Here is a 17944-nt window from a genome sequence, read left to right as displayed (position 1 = left end):
GACACCCCGCGCCGGGGACCTATATAAAGGTCCGGCCGGCAAATGCCTCCCCCCGCGCGGCGGATCTGCATGCGGCTTTCGCGCCGGCCCCCCGGTTGCGGGCGGATTGCCGCCCGATACATCCTTGCGGCGTTTGGGGGCGTGAAAAGAGGCACAAAGCGCCCGCATTCCGGAATTCCTGCCGTGACGCCGCGACAGAGATTGACCGGATGGTCAAGATTCGGGACATACCGGACAAGGGGAATGTGAGGAGCCGGTCCGAGACGCGAGACCGGGACTGTTTCCCGTGCCAACAGCGAGTGAAAGGATACTCGATGACCCGCTATGTCCGCCGCCTTGCCGCGGCCTCCGCGCTGGCGCTTGCCGCTGCCGCGCCGGCAGCCGCCAAGACGTTCATCTATTGCTCGGAAGCCTCCCCCGAGGGCTTCGACCCCGCGCCCTACACCGCAGGCACCACCTTCGACGCCTCGGCCCACCCGATCTATTCGCGCCTCGTCGAGTTCAAGAAGGGCACGACCGAGATCGAGCCCGGCCTGGCGGAAAGCTGGGAGGTCTCCGAGGACGGCACCGAGATCACCTTCCACCTGCGCCAGGGCGTCGCCTGGCAATCCAACGACATCTTCACGCCCTCGCGCGAGTTCAACGCCGATGACGTGATCTTCTCCTTCGACCGCCAGGGCAATGCCGACAACCCGATGCATGGCTACCTGCCGGGCATCACCTATGAATACTTTTCGGCGATGGAAATGGGCGACCTGATCGCCTCGGTCGAGAAGATCGACGACTACACGGTCAAGTTCACCCTGACCCGCCCCGAGGCGCCCTTCATGGCCAACCTCGCCATGCCCTTCGCCTCGATCGCCTCGGCCGAATATGCCGACACGCTGATGGAGGCGGGCAATACCGAGGACTTCAACAACAAGCCGATCGGCACCGGTCCGTTCAGCTTCGTCGCCTACCAGAAGGACGCCGTCATCCGCTACCGGAAGAACGCGGATTTCTACGGCGACGCCCCGGCGATCGACGACCTTGTCTTCGCGATCACCCCGGACGCCTCGGTGCGCCTGCAGAAGCTGAAGGCCGGCGAATGCCATCTGATGCCCTATCCGGCGCCCGCCGACATCGCGGACATCCAGGCCGACGAAAACCTCAAGCTCGACAGCCAGCCCGGCCTGAACGTCGCCTATCTCGCCTACAACACCACCATCGCGCCCTTCGACAATCCGAAGGTCCGCAAGGCGCTGAACATGGCGATGAACAAGGAAGCGATCATCGACGCCGTGTTCCAGGGCGCGGGCGAGGTGGCCAAGAACCCGATCCCGCCGACCATGTGGTCTTATAACGACGCGATCGAGGATGATGCCTACGATCCCGAGGCCGCCAAGGCGATGCTCGAGGAAGCCGGCGTCAGCGACCTGAACATGCAGATCTGGGCGATGCCGGTGCAGCGTCCCTACATGCCGAACGCGCGCCGCACCGCCGAGCTGATGCAGGCCGACTTTGCCGAGATCGGCGTGAATGTCGAAATCGTCTCCTATGAATGGGGCGAGTACCTGAAGAAATCGACCGATCCGTCGCGCGAGGGCGCGGTGATCCTCGGCTGGACCGGCGACAACGGCGATCCGGACAACTTCCTGGCCGTGCTGCTGAGCTGTGCCGCGACCGGCGATGGCGGCTCGAACCGCGCGCAGTGGTGCGATGACGAGTTCTCCGACCTGATCACCAAGGCCAAGCAGGTCTCTGACCAGGCGGAGCGCGCCAAGCTCTACGAACAGGCGCAGGTCGTCTTCAAGGACCAGGCCCCCTGGGCCACCATCGCGCATTCGACGCAATACGTGCCGATGCGCGCCAATGTCGAAGGCTTCGTGATGAGCCCGCTGGGCGACTTCACCTTCGAAACCGTCGACATCGCCGAGTAAATCCGGTTTCCTGACTTTGACGGGCGCGTCCTCGTGGCGCGCCCGATTTCATGGAGGGCCCATGCTCCGATTTCTCCTCGCAAAGCTGCTATACCTGATCCCGACCTTCATCGGCATCACCATCGTCGCCTTCGGCTTCGTGCGGGTGCTGCCGGGCGACCCCGTCCTCTTGATGGCGGGCGAACGCGGGATCTCGCCGGAACGCCATGCCGAGCTGTCGGCACAGCTGGGATATGACCGCCCCTTCCTGGTCCAGTACGCCGATTTCGTCGCCGGACTGTTCCAGGGCGATTTCGGCACCTCGCTGGTTACCAAGAAGCCGGTCTTCGACGAATTCCTGTCGCTCTTCCCGGCAACCGTCGAACTCGCCGTCTGCGCCATCCTGATCGCCACGCTGGTCGGCGTGCCTGTCGGCGTGATCGCCGCGATCAAGCGCGGCTCGCTCTTCGACCAGATCTCGATGACCGGGGCGCTGGTCGGCTTCTCGATGCCGATCTTCTGGTGGGGCCTCCTCCTGATCATCTTCTTCTCCGGCACGCTCGGCTGGACGCCGGTCTCGGGACGGATCTCGCTGCTCTACTATTTCGACAACGTCACCGGCTTCATGCTGATCGACAGCCTGCTCTCGGGGCAGGAGGGCGCCTTCGCCTCCGCCGTGTCGCACCTGATCCTGCCCTCGATCGTGCTGGCGACCATCCCGCTGGCGGTGATCGCGCGGCAGACCCGTTCGGCGATGCTCGAGGTGATGGGCGAGGACTATGTCCGCACCGCCCGCGCCAAGGGCCTGAGCCAGCGCCGCGTCGTGTCGGTCCATGCGCTGAGGAACGCGATGATCCCGGTGATCACCACGATCGGCCTGCAGGTCGGCGTGCTGATGGCGGGCGCGATCCTGACCGAGACGATCTTTTCCTGGCCGGGCATCGGCAAATGGATGATCGACTCGATTTCCCGCCGCGACTACCCGGTGGTGCAATCCGGCCTGCTGATGATCGCGGCCATCGTGATGATCGTGAACCTGATCGTCGACCTGACCTACGGTCTGATCAATCCGAGGATCCGGCACAAATGACCGACATGACTCCCGAACGTCTTTCCACATGGACGATCCGCCGCCGGATGGCTGCCGAGTTCTGGTTCTACTTCCGCCAGAACCGCGGCGCCGTTGCGGGCCTGGTCGTCTTCGTCCTCCTGGTCCTGACCGCGGTCTTCGCCCCCGTGCTGGCGCCGCATGACCCGATCCTGCAATACCGAGACGCTCTGCTGGTGCCGCCGGCCTGGACCGCCGAGGGCAGCGCCGAGTACCTGCTCGGCACCGATGCGGTCGGCCGCGACATCCTCTCGCGGCTGATCTTCGGCGCGCGCTATTCGCTGTTCATCGGCATCGTGGTCGTCTCGATCGCGCTCGTGGGCGGCATCCTGATCGGGCTGCTCGCAGGCTTCTTCGGCTCCTGGGTCGATGCGGTGCTGATGCGGGTGATGGACGTGATCCTGGCCTTCCCGTCGCTGCTCCTCGCGCTGGTGCTGGTCGCCGTGCTGGGGCCGGGGCTGACCAATGCGATGATCGCCATCGCCATCGTCTACCAGCCGCATTTCGCCCGTCTCACGCGCGCCGCCGTGATGGCCGAGAAGAACCGCGAATATGTCGTCGCAGCGCAGGTCGCCGGCGCGGGCCGCGCGCGGCTGATGTTCAAGACCATCCTGCCGAACTGCCTGGCACCGCTGATCGTGCAGGCGACGCTCAGCTTCTCCTCGGCCGTGCTCGACTCCGCCGCGCTCGGCTTCCTCGGCATGGGGGCGCAGCCGCCCGCACCCGAATGGGGCACGATGCTTGCCGAGGCGCGGGAATTCATCCTGCGTGCCTGGTGGGTGGTGACGCTTCCGGGCCTCGCCATCCTCGTCTCGGTGCTGGCGATCAACCTGATGGGCGACGGGCTGCGCGACGCGCTCGATCCCAAGCTGAAGCGGAGCTGAGCCATGTCCCTGTTGACCATCCGCAATCTCACGGTCCGCTTCGCCACCTCGACGGGCAGCTTCACCGCCGTCGACGGCATCGATGTCCATGTGGATGCCCGCGAGGTGCTGGCCATCGTCGGCGAGTCGGGCTCGGGCAAGTCTGTCTCGATGCTCGCCGTCATGGGGCTCCTGCCGGACACCGCGACCGTCACGGCCGACGAGATGACCTTTGACGGGCGCGACATGCTGAAGATGACGGCCTCCGAGCGCCGCCGCCTGATCGGCCGCGAGATCACCATGATCTTCCAGGAACCGATCGCCTCGCTGAACCCGTCCTACACGGCCGGGTTCCAGATCGAGGAGGTGCTGCGGCTGAACGCGGGGCTCTCCTCGCGCGAGGCGAAGAAGCGCGCGCTGGAGCTGTTCCAGGCCGTGGGCATCCCCGAGCCCGAGCGGCGGCTGGCGAGCTATCCGCACCAGATGTCGGGCGGGCAATGCCAGCGGGTGATGATCGCCATGGCGATCGCCACCAATCCGCGGCTGCTGATCGCCGACGAGCCGACGACCGCGCTCGACGTGACGATCCAGAAGCAGATCCTCGACCTTCTGATGACGCTGCAGGAAGAGCACGGCATGGCGCTGATCCTGATCACCCATGACATGGGCGTGGTCGCCGAGACCGCCGACCGCGTCGTGGTGCAGTACAAGGGCAAGCGCATGGAGGAGGCCGACGTGCTGTCGCTCTTCGAGGCGCCGAAGCATCCCTACACCAAGGCGCTGCTGTCGGCGCTGCCCGAGAACGCGGTGGACGGCAAGCTGCCCACCGTATCGGACTTCCTGATCGAGGAGATGCCCAAATGACCCATGTCGTCGAGGGCCAGGCCCTCACCCAGGATTACGTCATCTCCGCGGGCATGTTCGGCAAGCCGAAGCTGCTGCGCGCGGTGAAAGGCGCGAATTTCGCGGTGGAGCAGGGCAAGACCCTGGCCATCGTCGGGGAATCCGGGTCCGGCAAGTCGACGCTCGCCCGGATCATCGCGCTGATCGACCCGGCGACGGGCGGCACGCTGAAGATCGACGGCCAGCCGGTCGCCATCGGCAAGGGCCGGGTGCCGCGCGCGCTGCGCTCGAAGGTGCAGATGGTGTTCCAGAACCCCTATGGCAGCCTCAACCCGCGCCAGAAGGTCGGCGACGTTCTGATGGAACCGCTGCTGCTGAACACCGACATGCCGGCCAGCGAACGGCATGACCGGGCCGAGGCGATGCTGAAACGGGTCGGGCTGGGGCCGGAGCATTTCAACCGCTATCCGCACATGTTCTCGGGCGGGCAGCGGCAGCGGATCGCCATCGCGCGGGCCATCATGCTGAACCCGAAGCTTCTGGTGCTCGCGCGTTCCGAGAAGAGCCCGGCCAGGCAGGCGAACAGGAGCGGCGTGGCGAGGCGCAGGGTGGAGTCGAGGATCAGCAGGACGGTGTTCAGATCCATCACGCGGCTCCGTTCTTGCGGAAGGAGAGGAAGAGCCGCTCCAGCGGCGTGCGGACCATGCCGTCGAGCGCCCCGGTGAAGAGGATGACCAGCGCCTGGATCACCAGGATCATCTCGCGGCTGATCGCCGGGATCTCGAATTCCAGCTCGATGCCGCCCTGGTAGAGCGCGCCGAACAGCACCGCGGCGAGGAACACGCCGACCGGATGATTGCGCCCCATCAGCGCCACGGCGATGCCGACGAAGCCCGCGCCCTGCACCGCGTCGAGGGTCAGGCGCTCCGCCTCGCCCATCACCGCATTGACGCCCATCAGCCCGGCAAGCCCGCCCGAGATCAGCATGGTGACCATGATGATCCGGACCGGGCTGATCCCGGCATAGACCGCGGCCGGTTCCGAGCGGCCATAGGCGCGGATTTCATAGCCGAGCCGCGTCCGCCAGATCAGCACCCAGACGCCCCAGCAGGCCGCCAGCGCGACGAGGAAGGCGACGTTGAGCGGCGCGAAGCGGTTGAACGGGATGCCGAAGAGGCCGAGCACGTCATAGGCGGTCGGCAGGTGCGTGCCTTCGGGGAAGCCCGCGCTTTCCGGCGCCATGCCGGGCGCCTTGAGGATGTTGACGAGCAGATAGACCATCAGCGCCGAGGCGATGAAGTTGAACATGATCGTGGTGATCACGATATGGCTGCCGCGTTTCGCGTTCAGCCAGGCCGGGATCGCCGCCCAGGCCGCGCCGAAGGCCGCGCCGCCGATCACCGCGAAGGGCAGGGCCAGCCACCAGACCGGCCAGTCGACGGCGAGGCAGACCAGCGCGACGCCCAAGCCGCCGAGCGCCGCCTGGCCCTCGCCGCCGATATTGAACAGCGAGGCGTGATAGGCGACCGCGACGGCGAGGCCGGTGAAGATGAAGTTCGTCGCGAAGAACAGCGTGTAGCCCCAGCCGCGGGTCGAGCCCATGGCGCCGTTGACCATGACCTTCAGCGCCTGGACCGGGTTCTCGCCGATATAGAGGATCACGAGGCCGGAGACGAGGAAGGCGAGCACCAGGTTGATCACCGGGATCAGGACCACGTCGGCCCATGTCGGCAGCTTCTGCATCAGGCGGCCCGTCCTTCCATCCCGGCCATCAGCAGGCCAAGTTCCGTCTCGTTCGTCTCCGCGGGCAGGCGCTCGCCCATGATCCTGCCGTCGAACATCACCGCGATGCGGTCCGACAGCGACATGATCTCGTCGAGCTCGACCGAGACCAGGAGGATCGCCTTGCCCTCGTCGCGCAGCTGGACGATCTGCTGGTGGATGAATTCGATCGCGCCGATATCGACCCCGCGGGTCGGCTGGCCGATCAGCAGCAGGTCGGGACCGGCCTCGATCTCGCGCGCCAGCACGATCTTCTGCTGGTTGCCGCCCGAGAAGCTCTTGGCGGCCAGGTTCGGGTCGTCGGGACGCACGTCGAAGCGCTTCATCTTGGCGGCGGTGTCCTCGCGCAGCGCGCGGTTGTCCATCATCAGCCCGGAATTGTATTTCGGCAGGTCGTGATAGCCGAAGCCGGTGTTTTCCCAGGCCTTGAAATCGAGGATCAGTCCCAGCCGGTGGCGGTCCTCGGGCACATGGGTGATCCCGGCGCGGCGGCGCGCGCGCGCGTCCGATCCGGGGCCGGTCAGGCTCAGCGGCGCGCCGTTCAGCATGACGCTGCCGGTGGCGTGGCGGATGCCGCCCAGCACGTCGAGCAGCTCCGACTGGCCGTTGCCGGCGACGCCGGCGATGCCGACGATCTCGCCCGCCCTGACAGTCAGGTCGATGCCCTTCAGCCGTTCCACTCCCTGGCTGTCGGTGACCCGCAGGCCCTTGACCTCCAGCACCGTCTTGCCGGGCTGGGCGGGTGTCTTGTCGACGCGCAGCAGAACCTTGCGGCCGACCATGCGCTCGGCGAGGTCCTGCGGGCTGGTCTCGGCGGTCTTGACCGTGTCGGTCATCTGGCCGCGGCGCATCACGCTGACCGTGTCGGTGATCTCCATGATCTCGCGCAGCTTGTGGGTGATCAGGATGATCGTCTTGCCCTCGTTTTTCAGCCCGCGCAGGATGCGGAACAGGTGGTCGGCCTCCGCGGGCGTCAGCACGCCGGTCGGCTCGTCGAGGATCAGGATGTTGGCTTCGCGGTAGAGCGCCTTGAGGATCTCCACCCGCTGCTGGTGGCCGACGCTCAGATCCTCGATTTTCGCATCCGGGTTCACGTTCATCTCGTAGTCGCGCGCCAGCTCGGTCAGGTGCTTGCGGGCCTTGCCCAGGGTCGGGCGCAGGAAGGCGCCTTCCTCGGCGCCGAGCACGACGTTTTCCAGGACCGAGAAATTCTCCACCAGCTTGAAATGCTGGAACACCATGCCGATCCCGGCCTTGATGGCGGCCTGGCTGTCGGGGATCGGGGTCTCGCGGCCGTTCACCAGGATCTGGCCGCTATCGGCCTTGTAGAAGCCGTAGAGGATCGACATCAGCGTCGATTTCCCGGCGCCGTTCTCGCCGATGATGCCGTGGATCGTGCCCGGCATGACCTTCAGCGAGATGTCCTTGTTCGCCTGCACCGGGCCGAAGGCCTTGGAGATGCCGCGCAGTTCGATTGCCGGTGCGCCGCTCATTCCAGGAACCCCACGAGACGGTTGACGGTGTTGTCGGCGGCCAGATCGGCCACGTAGAGCCCTTCGCGCACCGGTCCGGCATCGCGCGACAGGATGAAGGCGACGCGGGCATGGGTCTCGTGCTGGTCGACCGGGCCCGCGGGCTCGATCCGGCCGTCCGGCAGCCGGGTCTTGAAGGTGTTGAGGAAGCCGATGAAGGCGGCGCGGTCGGTCAGCGGGCCGCTATGCGGATCGGCATAGTAGAAATCCTCCGAGGTCACTTCGGCGACGATGCGGTAGCGCTCGGCGGAGGAGGGGGCGCCCCAGGCCTCGAGCAGGCGCAGGAGCGGGTGGGTGTCAGCCATGGCGGGCCTCACTCGGAACGTGGGACCGGCGCGCCCGCTGGACGCGCCGGCGGGCATCAGAATGCCGGGCAGCTGCTGTCGGTGGTGTAGTCGTGCACCTCGATCTCGCCGGAGATGATCTTCTCCTTGGTGGCCTCGGCGGTGGCCTTCATCTCGGGAGTGACCAGATCGGCGTTGAACTCGTCCAGCGCCCAGTCCACGCCCTGGTTGGCAAGGCCCATCACCTGCAGGCCAGGCACGAAGCTGTCGGTCTCGCCTTCCTCGAAGATCTGGTAGACCGCGTTGTCGACGCGCTTGAGCATCGAGGTCAGGACCGAGCCGGGATGCAGGTAGTTCTGGTTGCTGTCGACGCCGATCGAATAGATGCCCTCGTCCGCCGCCGCCTGCAGCACGCCGACGCCGGTGCCGCCCGCGGCAGCATAGACCACGTCCGAGCCTTGCGCGATCTGCGCGCGGGTCAGTTCGGCGCCCTTCACCGGGTCGTTCCAGGCTGCAGGCGTGGTGCCGGTCATGTTGACGATGATCTTGGCGTCGGGCTTCACCGCCTTGACGCCCTGGGCATAGCCGCAGGCGAATTTCGAGATCAGCGGCACGTCCATGCCGCCGACGAAGCTGACCGTGTCGGTCTTCGTCGCCATCGCCGCCAGAACGCCGACGAGGAAGCTGCCTTGGTGCTCCTCGAAGACCACCGATTTGACGTTCGGCTGGTCGACCACGCCGTCGATGATCGCGAAGTTCACCTCCGGATAGTCGGGCGCGATCTTGTTCAGGGTGGAGATGTTCATGAAGCCGATGGTGATGACCGGGTTCGCGCCGCTTTCCGCCATGCGCCGCATCGACTGCTCGCGCTGCGCCTCGGACTGGAGCTCGGTCTCCTTGTACCTGCCGCCCTTCTCGGTGATGTAGCGCTGCGCGCCGGTATAGGCGCTTTCGTTGAAGGACTTGTCGAACTTGCCGCCGAGGTCGATGATCAGGCCCGGCTCGGCCAGCGCCGCAGTTGCCGCCATGGCCATTGCGGCACTTGCGCCGAGGAGAGTCTTCATCATGGTCATTGGTCTTCCCCTTGTTGGTCACGGGACCCGAGGCCGCGTGCATCGCGGGCATTCGCACCCGGTTTGAGCCGATAGAGCCGCAGCCCGCCGGGCCGGTCAACCGTTTTCGGGGCGGTGCGTCAGGCTGCCGGGATGCCGTTTCGGGCAGATGCCCTGTTTCAGGGCAGTGCGGGAAGGCCGAGGGTGCGGGCCATCACCAGCGCGTCGATGCGGCGGCCCTCCGGGCTCCGGTAGTATCCCTTGCGGCGCCCGGTTTCCGCATAGCCGCCAGCAAGATAGAGCGCGCGGGCGGCGGCGTTGCCGTCGGCGACCTCGAGAAAGGCGGTCTCCGCGCCGCGGTCCCGCGCAGCGGTTTCGAAGGCCGCGAGCAGGCGGCGGCCGAGGCCCTTGGGCCAACGGGCCGCCGGCGCGCCCGCGGGGAAGCCGCCGGCCGCGGCCCCATGGCCGGACCGGGAGACTGCCCAGCCTGAAAATAGATACCGATGAGAACAACCTTGAAAACCACCGATCCTTCCCGATGGAGAGCGAGCATCCATCATGCGCAAGCGGCTCTGGGTCCGCAACCTGCCGGCTTTCGCCAGCGCGCCGGCGGCGCGCAGAAGCGTTCTCATGAGCGCGGCGATGGCAACCTTTGCGGGTGTCCCAGCCTCGCGGAGCTGGGCGTGCTTGGCCTTGAGGCCAGGGTGCAGCGCATCCCGCAACGGCTTGCCCCCCGCTGATGCAGGCCCTGCCTTTCCCTTGGCCGGAGCCGCGGCTGCAGGGGGGCAAGGCCTGCGGGGCTTGCGGCCTGCGTTCCGTCGCGCCTTCCGGTTTCGGGCGGAATGGTCAGGATCAGCGCCGTGGCGACAGGGCGGGGCCGGGGCGTTCGGACCGGTCCGCGCCAGCGGCACATCCTCCGGCGGGGGGCGCTCCGGTCCTCCGCAGGAGGCAAACCGTCCCCGCGGACAGTTCGAGGAGGGACCGGGCGGAGCCCCACAGGATTTCGCGGGACCGGGCCATGGTGGCGTCTTCGGCGGCCAGCCTGGCAATCCCGGCCTCCAGCTCCGCGCGGGCGGACATCTCGGGGCTGACGAACCAGCCCTGCCGCTCCACCGCCAGCGTCTTCGGGCCGAGCCGGCCGACCAGCCCGGCCAGCGCGGCGGCCGGGTCCTCGCCGTCCTGATAGGCATGGATGTGCTTCAGCCAGGTATTCGCCGCCGCGCCCGTGGTCTCGAGCTGCCGCACAAGCAGATGCGGCGCGCCGGAGGCCGGAACGAGCAGCGCCTGGAAGGCGAAGTAGCCGGCGGTCTGGCGGCCGGTGGCCCAGAAGATGTTCTCGGGCCCGGTCAGCAGCAGCGCGTCGGCCCCGGCGGGCAGGGCGGCCTGCAGCGCAGAAATGCGGGCGGCGAATTCTTCCGCCGGAAAGACGGCTTCGGAGCCGCGCAGGGCGGCGGCGGGGGTTAGGTCTTGCATGTTGTCCTTCCGCCCGGGTCTCAGCGCCCGAGCCAGCCCAGGAAACGGGCCCTTACATTGTCGAAATGGGCAGCCATGGCGGCGCTTGCGGCATCGGCATCGCCGCGGCGGATCGCAGAGATCACGGCGAGATGCTCCTGCGCCTGCTCGGCAAAGCGGTCATGGCTGCGGGTAATGGTGCAGCGCCGGGCGATGACGCGCTGCTCGGCGAGGATGCCCGGCAGGAGGTCGAGCCGCGCGGCGCGCGACACGGCCTCGTGAAAGCGGTCGTCGACCTCCCAGAATGTATCGAAGGCGGTGCTCTTTCCTTCGGCGAAGGGCCGGGTCTCGGTCTCGCAGGCGGCAAGCTCGCCGGTCATGCCGAACCCGGCGGCGCGGGCGGCGGCGGCGCTTTCGAGCGCGCGGCGCAGTTCCGGAGGGCGGAGGTCCGCGCCGACGGGCGGGGCAAGGCGGCAGAGCCTGCGGTCCGTGCGACTGCATGCCTGCAGGGCCGGACGTCAAGGGGGGCGCAGCCGGGACCGGCAGGCGCCGCGCACCGGTTGCGCGCAACGCTTGGCATGACTGCCCAAAAGGTTTACCTAAAATGCACGAAACAACCTTGGCGTGTTTCTCTGGGGCTGCGCGCTCTGGTCTTTCAGGCCATTTCCGGCAAAGCGGAGGACGGCGCATGCGGCATCAGGATCTTTACAAGGGCTTCAATTCAGGCGGCGAATACGAGCTCCTGCCAGGCGGATATCTGGTCTGCCGCATCGACGTGCTGCTGTCGCCGCGCGAACGCTCGGTGGAGTTTCCCGCGGCATTCGCGGGCGTGCCCAGCGTCACCTGCAACATTGACGCCGATCCGGGCGAAGCGGTCATCCTCGGGCGGGTGTCGCGCCATGGAATCATCGGCTGCCGCCTCGATTCGGCCGATTCGGAATCGCGCGCGGTCCTCGGACTCGTGGTCTCCGGCCCGGCCGGATTCGCGCCCTGACGCACCGGCACGGGACGGAGGGACGGAAAGCCTCATTGCGGGCCGGGGACGACGGCGCTAGGCGGGGCCACCGCATTCGCAGGGCGCCGCGTCCTGCGGCCTTTCCGGAGCTTCCGGCGCGGCCGCAGCGCGCAGCGTCCCATTGCCCGTTCAGAGCCGGAGGAAGACATGGGGCTGACATGCGCGGACGTAATGGTTCCGCCCGAAAAGCAGAAGACAATCCACCCGGAGGCGAGCGTCGCCACCGCCTTCAACATGATCAAGTCCAGCCGCGCGCGATTCCTGCCGGTGGTGGACGATGACGGCAGGTATCTCGGCGTGTTCTCGGCGCCGACGCTGCTGAAGCTGATCCTGCCCAAGGCCGCGACCATCGACATGGGGTCGACGGCCTTCTCGGGCAAGCTCGACAACCTGAGATTCTTCAGCCTGTCGAAGGAGGACTTCATCGCCCAGCTCGAGCGGCTGAAGGACGAGAAGGTGCGCGAGAACATGTCGCGCCCGGAGAACATCCCGATCACCGCGCCCGACACGCCGGTGATGGAAGGCATCTTCCTGATCAACAAGTACAAGCGCCACGTCATGCTGGTCGAGCCCGGCACCGGGCGCTTCGTCGGCACGGTCAGCGCGAACTCGCTGCTCGACCAGGTTCTCGGTTCCACGGAAATTCCGGAGTAAGTACACGTGCACGGACAAGTTGACGCCGGAGGACACGCGTTCTCCGTTCCCGCCCTTCTGGGCATCGATCCGCTCTGGATGGCGACCGGCATCCTGATTCTGGTCTATGCCATCCTGATCACCGAGAAGCTCAACCGCGCGATCCTCGCCATGCTCGGCGCCTCGCTGATGGTGATCTTCGGCATCATCAACCAGCAGCAGGCAGTCGCGGGCGTCGATGCCAACACGCTGGCGCTCTTGATCGGGATGATGGTGATCGTGGCGATCACCTCGAAATCGGGCCTGTTCCAGTATGTCGCGATCAAGGCCGCCAAGGTCGTGAATGCCAATCCGACCGGCATCCTGATCATGCTGACGCTGATCACCGCGGTGTTCTCGGCGCTCCTCGACAACGTCACCACGGTTCTGCTGATCGCGCCGATCACGCTCCTGATCACCGATGCGCTGGGGACCAAGGTCTTCCCGTTCTTCATGGCCGAAATCCTGGCCTCGAATGTCGGCGGCACCGCGACGCTGATCGGCGACCCGCCGAACATCCTGATCGGCTCGGCCTCGGGGCTCAGCTTCAACGATTTCGTCGTGAACCTGGCGCCGATCGCCTTCATCTGCCTGATCGTGCTCACCGCGATCATCTATTACGTGAACCGCAAGGCTCTGGCGCAGATCCCGCAATCCGCCTGCGCCAAGATCATGGAATTCGACGAGAAGAGCGCGATCACCGACGTGCGGCTGATGGTCAAGGCGCTGTTCGTTCTGGCGCTGGTGATCCTCGGCTTCACCGTCGGCCACAGCTACGGCATCCAGCCGGGCACCTCGGCGCTGGCGGGCGCCGGCCTGCTGATGCTGCTGGCCTATGCCCGGCAGGATGCGGAACACCAGTCGGAATCGGTGCACCACATCTTCGGCGAGGTCGAATGGGTGACCATCCTGTTCTTCGGCGGCCTCTTCGTCATCGTCGCCGCGGTGGAGCATGTCGGGCTCTTGGCCATGTTCGCGGAGTTCGTGCTGAACGTGACCGACGGCGACCTGATGTGGACTGCCTTCCTGGTGTTCTGGGCCTCGGGCATCCTCTCGGCGATCCTCGACAACATCCCCTTCGTGGCGACGATGATTCCGATGATCCAGGCCACCGGCGACACCTTCGGGCCGGAAAACATCGAGCCGCTCTGGTGGTCGCTGGCGCTCGGCGCCTGTCTCGGCGGCAACGGCACGCTGCTCGGCGCGTCGGCCAACCTGACCGTCGCCGCCTTCGCCGAGAAGGCCAAGCAGCCGATCGGCTTCGTCGCCTTCACCAAATTCGCCTTCCCGATCATGATCCTGACCCTGGTCATGGCGAATATCTACATCTGGCTGCGCTACTTCTGAGCTCTCCAGGAGGTGCCGGGCTCCGGCCCGGCGCCTCCGCCTCACCGCCTGCGGGCGGCGTCCCGTCCGATCCACAGCATCAAGATGGCGGCGATCCGCGCCTGTTCGGCCGCATCGAGCGGGCGGCCCTTCGGGATGCCGTGCCATGTCTCGAGGCAGCCGCGGCAGCAGGTGGCGGTCGCGTGCTGGGCGACGAAGACCGGGTGCGGATCGCAAATGTCGAAGTTAGGGGCGCAGCGTCTCGGCGCCCACCAAGCTCTGCCCGCCGTGACCGACCGCTTTCGCAGATCCACCGCTTGGGCTCCGCCGCGGCGCCGCAAGTCCGCTTCTCGTGGTCGGCCTCACCATGGATTTCGAGCACGGCGCTGTCGTGACCGGCAGGAAAGGGCTGGCAGGAGGCGCTCGAGGTGTCGGGGCTAATCAGCGCGTTCCGCCCACCCCCTCGTGCAGGGTTGTTGTCACCGTCCTTCGATCTGAAACTATGCAGCGAGGCGGGCATGACAGGATGACGAGTGGCCTATTCACAGGAACGAAAGGCGGCGGTTCTCGCGTAGTTGCTGCCGCCGAACAGCATACCCTTGAACCGGCTTTCGGTTGAGGAAGGGATCTCGCGGGGCACGCTCGCGAACTGGCGCGCGGAAGCGCGGGCGAAGGGCAAGCTGCTGCCCGAAGCCGACGCAAATGTCGAAGGGTGGACGTCCAGAGACAAGCTCGCGGCGGTGATCGAGGCCGCCGCGCTGAACGAGACGGAACTGGGGGACTATTGCCGCCGCCGCGGGATATTTCCCGAGCAGATCTCCCTTTGGCGCGAAGCCTGCGCGATGGCGAATGACTGGGACCGGACGGCCTCGGCGCGGATTGCCCGCGAAACGAAGGACGACCGGAAGCGGATCCAGCAGCTCGAGCGCGAGTTGAGGCGCAAGGAGAAGGCTCTGGCGGAAGCCGCGGCGCTGCTGGTCCTGAGAAAAAAGGTGGCGGCGATCTGGGGCCCTGCGGACGGAGAGGACGAATGACCTCTGCTCCCGATCGCCGGAAGATCGCCGGGTTCGTCGACGAGGCAATGGCTGCGGGCGCGTGCCGTTCTGCCGCCTGCGGCGAGCTCGGCCTGCATCCGCAGACGCTGGCCCGATGGCCCGGCTCGGTCGACAGCTCCGCCGCCGGAACCCCGAGCCGCGCGGCCGCCGCCTCGATCAGCATGGCCCGGGCCAGCGCGCCGACGCGGCGCATGGTATCGATGCTCATCCGCATCGACATCGAGCCGCCGGTCAGCCGCAGCCCGTTGCTCAGCACCTTGTACTGGTCGTCGGCGGGCGCGTTCTCGACGGTGAACCGTGCCGGATCGAGATCGAGCTCCTCGCCGACGATCTGGATCATGCCGGTGAAGATGCCCTGCCCGCCCTCGACGAAGGGGCTCATCAGCCGCGCGGTGCCGTCGGGACGGATTTCCAGGAAGGCCGGGATGCGCGTGCCGGGGGCGGCAGAGCCTTCGGCGCGGGCCGCGCCCGCGGGCAGACCGAAGCCGAGGACCAGCGCGCCGGAGGCGACGCCCGCCGCCGACAGGAAGCCGCGGCGCGAGATGTTGACGGGGGCGCCGGACGGGAAGCGGTCCTCTGCGGTCACAGCACGTCCTCCCCGTTGCCCGCCACCTCGTTCACGGCGGCCTTGATGAAATTGTAGGTCCCGCAGCGGCAGAGATTGACCATCGCCGCCTCGACATCCTCGGGGCCCGGATGGCTGTTCGCCTTCAGCAGCGCCGTCGCCGCCATCACCTGGCCCGACTGGCAGTAGCCGCATTGCGGCACCTGGTGCTTGACCCAGGCGGCGACGACCTTCTCTCCGACCGGATCGGTTCCGATCGCTTCGATCGTCGTCACCTCGGCCTCGCCGACGCTGTCGAGCGGCGTCACGCAGGAGCGCACCAGCCGACCGCCGACCATCACCGAGCAGGCGCCGCATTGCGCCAGCCCGCAGCCGTATTTGGTGCCGGTCATCTCCAGATTGTCGCGGAGCACCCAGAGCAGCGGGGTATCGGGGGCGGCATCGACCTCGCGAACGCGGCCGTTCACGGTAAGCTTCACAGTCATTCTTCAATTCCCTTTCCGCGCAACACAGGCCTGCCGCAGCAGGCAGCCTCCGGTCCGGAGGGCGCGGCGAAACGGACTCCCCGGAAGCTCCGCGGGCCGTCCGGCGGGCGGCAGCCCCGCAAGCGGGACCCGCGCCGATTGCCGGACAAGGTCCGGTCACGAAGACTGTGCAAGCACTTAGCGCGGGCAGCGCAGGCGGGACTATCGGCCAGATGCCATGGGAGCCATGCGCAAATTTCATGAATGAAATGCACTTTTCCGTCCTGGAGGCACCCGGAACCCGCGGGATGCCGGCATTCATGAATTCCGCACATGCCAGACAGGAACCGATCCGGCCTAGATCGCCCGCCGGAACGCGCGCAGATCCATGGTCCGCAACAGGGCATCCCGCCCCGTCCCGCCCCGGCGGGCAGACCGCGAAGAAAGGACCCACTCATGACTTCGGATGTCACTTACGATTTCTCCGGCAAGGTCGCGCTTGTCACCGGCGGCGCCTCCGGCATGGGTTATGCCGCGGCCGAGGCCTATCTGGCCGCAGGCGCCAAGGTCGCGCTGGCCGACAACCGCGGCGATGCGCTGGAAGCGGCGGCGGACACGCTGCGCGCCGGCGGCGGCGAGGTGCTGGCCGTGACCTGCGACGTCGCCGAGGAGGCGCAGGTTAAGCATCTGGTCGGGGAAACCGTCCGGACCTTCGGCCGCCTCGATTTCGCCTTCAACAATGCCGGCATCCAGAGCAAGGCGACCGTCCTCGACGAGGTGCCGACCGACGAGCTGGACCTGATCCTCGGGATCAACCTGCGCGGCGTCATGCTCTGCATGAAATACGAGCTGGCGCAGATGGTGAAGGCCGGGCGCGGGTCGATCGTGAACTGCTCTTCGCTCGGCGGGCTGGTCGGCGTGCCGGGCCGCGCGGGCTATCACGCGGCCAAGCACGGCGTGCACGGGCTGACCAAGTCGGTCGCTCTGGAACGTGCCGCCGAGGGCATCCGCGTCAACGCGGTCTGCCCGGGCATCATCGACACCCGCATGGTCGCCGACATGAAGACCGGCGAGACCGCCGTCATGGAGGCCATGATCCAGACCGTGCCGAGCCGCCGCCTGGGCCGCGCCGACGAGGTGGCTGCAGCGGTGATGTGGCTCAGCTCCGACGCCTCGAGCTTCGTGACCGGCGAAACGCTGGCCGTGGATGGCGGCTACACCGCGCAGTAAGCGGCTGCCGCGGACGCGCCCCGCTGCCCGGGGCGCGTCCTGCCTGCGGGATCCCCGCCGGGATCAGCCGGTGCCGCCCGCGCAGCGCGCCTGGCGCAGCCGCTCGATCCTGGCGCCTTCGATCTCGCCATAGGCGAGCCCGTAGAGCTTCATGATCCGGTCGAAGCGCAGCATGTATTCGCATTGGAACGCCGCATCCGAGGGCAGCCATTCGGCCGGCCCCTGCGCGCCCTTGCTGCGGTTCTCGGACGCCTTCACGGCAAACAGGTTGCGCCGGTCATTGGCAAAGGCCCGGCGCTTCTCGCCGGTCCAGGACGCCGCTCCGTGCACATGGGCATAGGCCAGCGGCACCAGATGATCGATGTCCAGATCCTGCGCGTCGAGGAAGACCTGCCCGGTATAGGGGTCCAGCCAGCGGCCGCGCAGCACGGTGCAGCCCGCCGCGTTCCAGGTCACCGCCGCCGTCGACAGATCGGCCAGAAGCTCCTGGCGGGTATTCTGGCAATCCGAATCCTCGTCAATCCAGCCGCCATAGAGGCCGCGGTCATAATCCGGCACCGCAGCGGCGGCTGCCGCCGGTTCCGGCGCATAGCCCGAATAGGCGCGGCCGCTCTGCAGGCAGGTGGCCATGTCCGGCATTTCCCGGAAATCCCGGGTGCGGCCGTACCATGGCGACGACGGATCGTGGCAGATCCCCGAATTGCTGAGCTTGACGACCCCTGCCCCGGCTGCCGCGGGCAGCAGCAGGACAAGAAGCGTGACGAATATTCTGAGCATGGCCCCTCGCTTCCGGCCCGCCTTTT

The 17944-nt window shown here is 67.1% G+C and carries 20 protein-coding genes and 1 pseudogene; 10 read left to right on the top strand and 11 right to left on the bottom strand.

Annotation, left to right across the window (positions count from 1 at the left end):
- Positions 1-314: 314 nt before the first annotated feature.
- The 5 genes from C7T91_RS22525 (at position 315) to C7T91_RS22505 (ending at position 5437) form a co-directional block, all read left to right on the top strand.
- Complete coding sequence (locus C7T91_RS22525; protein WP_108261346.1) at positions 315-1919, top strand: ABC transporter substrate-binding protein; 1605 nt, start codon at positions 315-317, stop codon at positions 1917-1919.
- A gap of 61 nt (positions 1920-1980) precedes the next feature.
- Positions 1981-2988 (top strand): ABC transporter permease subunit, encoded by a 1008-nt coding sequence (locus C7T91_RS22520; RefSeq protein ID WP_108261344.1) that lies wholly within the window; start codon positions 1981-1983, stop codon positions 2986-2988.
- A 5-nt stretch (positions 2989-2993) separates the two neighbouring features.
- Entirely contained in the window at positions 2994-3890 is an 897-nt protein-coding gene (locus C7T91_RS22515; RefSeq protein ID WP_407943332.1) for an ABC transporter permease subunit, read from the top strand.
- 3 nt (positions 3891-3893) lie between these two features.
- On the top strand, positions 3894-4733 hold the full coding sequence (locus C7T91_RS22510) for an ABC transporter ATP-binding protein (protein WP_108261340.1): 840 nt from the start codon (positions 3894-3896) through the stop codon (positions 4731-4733).
- Positions 4730-5437, top strand: a complete 708-nt coding sequence (locus tag C7T91_RS22505) for an ATP-binding cassette domain-containing protein (protein WP_236638416.1) — start codon at positions 4730-4732, stop codon at positions 5435-5437. The genes C7T91_RS22510 and C7T91_RS22505 overlap by 4 nt, the downstream gene beginning before the upstream one ends.
- Here C7T91_RS22505 and C7T91_RS22495 read toward each other — a convergent pair.
- From C7T91_RS22495 to C7T91_RS22465, 7 genes are all read right to left on the bottom strand, one after another.
- Complete coding sequence (locus C7T91_RS22495; protein WP_108261338.1) at positions 5358-6455, bottom strand: ABC transporter permease; 1098 nt, start codon at positions 6453-6455, stop codon at positions 5358-5360. The genes C7T91_RS22505 and C7T91_RS22495 overlap by 80 nt on opposite strands.
- The gene (locus C7T91_RS22490; RefSeq protein WP_108261336.1) at positions 6455-7987 is read right to left on the bottom strand and encodes an ABC transporter ATP-binding protein; all 1533 of its coding nucleotides are present in this window, start codon (positions 7985-7987) and stop codon (positions 6455-6457) included. The genes C7T91_RS22495 and C7T91_RS22490 overlap by 1 nt, the downstream gene beginning before the upstream one ends.
- Positions 7984-8331: a hypothetical protein gene (locus C7T91_RS22485; RefSeq protein ID WP_108261334.1), complete on the bottom strand. Its 348-nt coding sequence runs from the start codon at positions 8329-8331 to the stop codon at positions 7984-7986. Before C7T91_RS22485 ends, C7T91_RS22490 begins: the two co-directional genes overlap by 4 nt.
- Positions 8332-8387: 56 nt before the next feature.
- Complete coding sequence (locus tag C7T91_RS22480) at positions 8388-9383, bottom strand: BMP family lipoprotein (protein ID WP_108261332.1); 996 nt, start codon at positions 9381-9383, stop codon at positions 8388-8390.
- A 158-nt stretch (positions 9384-9541) separates the two neighbouring features.
- Positions 9542-10084, bottom strand: coding sequence for a GNAT family N-acetyltransferase (locus tag C7T91_RS22475; RefSeq protein WP_236638415.1), 543 nt, complete (start codon positions 10082-10084; stop codon positions 9542-9544).
- A gap of 130 nt (positions 10085-10214) precedes the next feature.
- Positions 10215-10835, bottom strand: a complete 621-nt coding sequence (locus C7T91_RS22470) for an aminopeptidase P family N-terminal domain-containing protein (protein WP_108261330.1) — start codon at positions 10833-10835, stop codon at positions 10215-10217.
- A 20-nt stretch (positions 10836-10855) separates the two neighbouring features.
- Entirely contained in the window at positions 10856-11245 is a 390-nt protein-coding gene (locus C7T91_RS22465) for an FCD domain-containing protein (RefSeq protein ID WP_269102429.1), read from the bottom strand.
- Positions 11246-11502: 257 nt separating this feature from the next.
- On the opposite strand from C7T91_RS22465, the gene C7T91_RS22460 reads away from it, so the two are divergent.
- From C7T91_RS22460 to C7T91_RS22450, 3 genes are all read left to right on the top strand, one after another.
- Positions 11503-11808 (top strand): hypothetical protein, encoded by a 306-nt coding sequence (locus C7T91_RS22460; RefSeq protein WP_108261326.1) that lies wholly within the window; start codon positions 11503-11505, stop codon positions 11806-11808.
- Positions 11809-11976: 168 nt separating this feature from the next.
- Entirely contained in the window at positions 11977-12483 is a 507-nt protein-coding gene (locus tag C7T91_RS22455; protein ID WP_108261324.1) for a CBS domain-containing protein, read from the top strand.
- 6 nt (positions 12484-12489) lie between these two features.
- A complete protein-coding gene (locus tag C7T91_RS22450; RefSeq protein ID WP_201742204.1) occupies positions 12490-13848 on the top strand; it encodes an ArsB/NhaD family transporter in 1359 nt (452 codons plus the stop codon).
- 41 nt (positions 13849-13889) lie between these two features.
- On the opposite strand, the gene C7T91_RS33795 is transcribed toward C7T91_RS22450, so the two are convergent.
- Positions 13890-14141, bottom strand: a complete 252-nt coding sequence (locus C7T91_RS33795; protein ID WP_236638413.1) for a DUF4186 family protein — start codon at positions 14139-14141, stop codon at positions 13890-13892.
- Between the two features lie 285 nt (positions 14142-14426).
- Here C7T91_RS33795 and C7T91_RS33790 point away from each other — a divergent pair, with 285 nt between their 5' ends.
- Entirely contained in the window at positions 14427-14861 is a 435-nt protein-coding gene (locus C7T91_RS33790; RefSeq protein ID WP_201742237.1) for a hypothetical protein, read from the top strand.
- A gap of 175 nt (positions 14862-15036) precedes the next feature.
- On the opposite strand, the pseudogene C7T91_RS36595 reads toward C7T91_RS33790, so the two are convergent.
- Both C7T91_RS36595 and C7T91_RS22435 read right to left on the bottom strand, forming a co-directional pair.
- Positions 15037-15264: pseudogene (locus tag C7T91_RS36595) on the bottom strand (xanthine dehydrogenase family protein molybdopterin-binding subunit); the annotation flags it as partial.
- A 200-nt stretch (positions 15265-15464) separates the two neighbouring features.
- Complete coding sequence (locus C7T91_RS22435) at positions 15465-15926, bottom strand: (2Fe-2S)-binding protein (protein ID WP_108261728.1); 462 nt, start codon at positions 15924-15926, stop codon at positions 15465-15467.
- A 441-nt stretch (positions 15927-16367) separates the two neighbouring features.
- Here C7T91_RS22435 and C7T91_RS22430 point away from each other — a divergent pair, with 441 nt between their 5' ends.
- Positions 16368-17141: a glucose 1-dehydrogenase gene (locus C7T91_RS22430; protein WP_108261320.1), complete on the top strand. Its 774-nt coding sequence runs from the start codon at positions 16368-16370 to the stop codon at positions 17139-17141.
- A gap of 63 nt (positions 17142-17204) precedes the next feature.
- Here C7T91_RS22430 and C7T91_RS22425 read toward each other — a convergent pair whose 3' ends face one another.
- Entirely contained in the window at positions 17205-17918 is a 714-nt protein-coding gene (locus C7T91_RS22425; RefSeq protein WP_161556056.1) for a GmrSD restriction endonuclease domain-containing protein, read from the bottom strand.
- Positions 17919-17944: the final 26 nt, after the last annotated feature.

The organism is Mangrovicoccus ximenensis (assembly GCF_003056725.1).
Taxonomy (GTDB): Bacteria; Pseudomonadota; Alphaproteobacteria; order Rhodobacterales; family Rhodobacteraceae; genus Mangrovicoccus; species Mangrovicoccus ximenensis.
This window is presented reverse-complemented; position numbering and strand designations above follow the sequence as displayed.

What these genes read in the sequence shown, in the direction of transcription:
- C7T91_RS22525 (WP_108261346.1), top strand. Translation starts at nt 315, where the DNA reads ATGACCCGCTATGTCCGCCGCCTTGCCGCGGCCTCCGCGCTGGCGCTT.
- C7T91_RS22520 (WP_108261344.1), top strand. Translation starts at nt 1,981, where the DNA reads ATGCTCCGATTTCTCCTCGCAAAGCTGCTATACCTGATCCCGACCTTC.
- C7T91_RS22515 (WP_407943332.1), top strand. Translation starts at nt 2,994, where the DNA reads ATGACTCCCGAACGTCTTTCCACATGGACGATCCGCCGCCGGATGGCT.
- C7T91_RS22510 (WP_108261340.1), top strand. Translation starts at nt 3,894, where the DNA reads ATGTCCCTGTTGACCATCCGCAATCTCACGGTCCGCTTCGCCACCTCG.
- C7T91_RS22505 (WP_236638416.1), top strand. Translation starts at nt 4,730, where the DNA reads ATGACCCATGTCGTCGAGGGCCAGGCCCTCACCCAGGATTACGTCATC.
- C7T91_RS22495 (WP_108261338.1), bottom strand. Translation starts at nt 6,455, where the DNA reads ATGCAGAAGCTGCCGACATGGGCCGACGTGGTCCTGATCCCGGTGATC.
- C7T91_RS22490 (WP_108261336.1), bottom strand. Translation starts at nt 7,987, where the DNA reads ATGAGCGGCGCACCGGCAATCGAACTGCGCGGCATCTCCAAGGCCTTC.
- C7T91_RS22485 (WP_108261334.1), bottom strand. Translation starts at nt 8,331, where the DNA reads ATGGCTGACACCCACCCGCTCCTGCGCCTGCTCGAGGCCTGGGGCGCC.
- C7T91_RS22480 (WP_108261332.1), bottom strand. Translation starts at nt 9,383, where the DNA reads ATGACCATGATGAAGACTCTCCTCGGCGCAAGTGCCGCAATGGCCATG.
- C7T91_RS22470 (WP_108261330.1), bottom strand. Translation starts at nt 10,835, where the DNA reads ATGCAAGACCTAACCCCCGCCGCCGCCCTGCGCGGCTCCGAAGCCGTC.
- C7T91_RS22460 (WP_108261326.1), top strand. Translation starts at nt 11,503, where the DNA reads ATGCGGCATCAGGATCTTTACAAGGGCTTCAATTCAGGCGGCGAATAC.
- C7T91_RS22455 (WP_108261324.1), top strand. Translation starts at nt 11,977, where the DNA reads ATGGGGCTGACATGCGCGGACGTAATGGTTCCGCCCGAAAAGCAGAAG.
- C7T91_RS22430 (WP_108261320.1), top strand. Translation starts at nt 16,368, where the DNA reads ATGACTTCGGATGTCACTTACGATTTCTCCGGCAAGGTCGCGCTTGTC.
- C7T91_RS22425 (WP_161556056.1), bottom strand. Translation starts at nt 17,918, where the DNA reads ATGCTCAGAATATTCGTCACGCTTCTTGTCCTGCTGCTGCCCGCGGCA.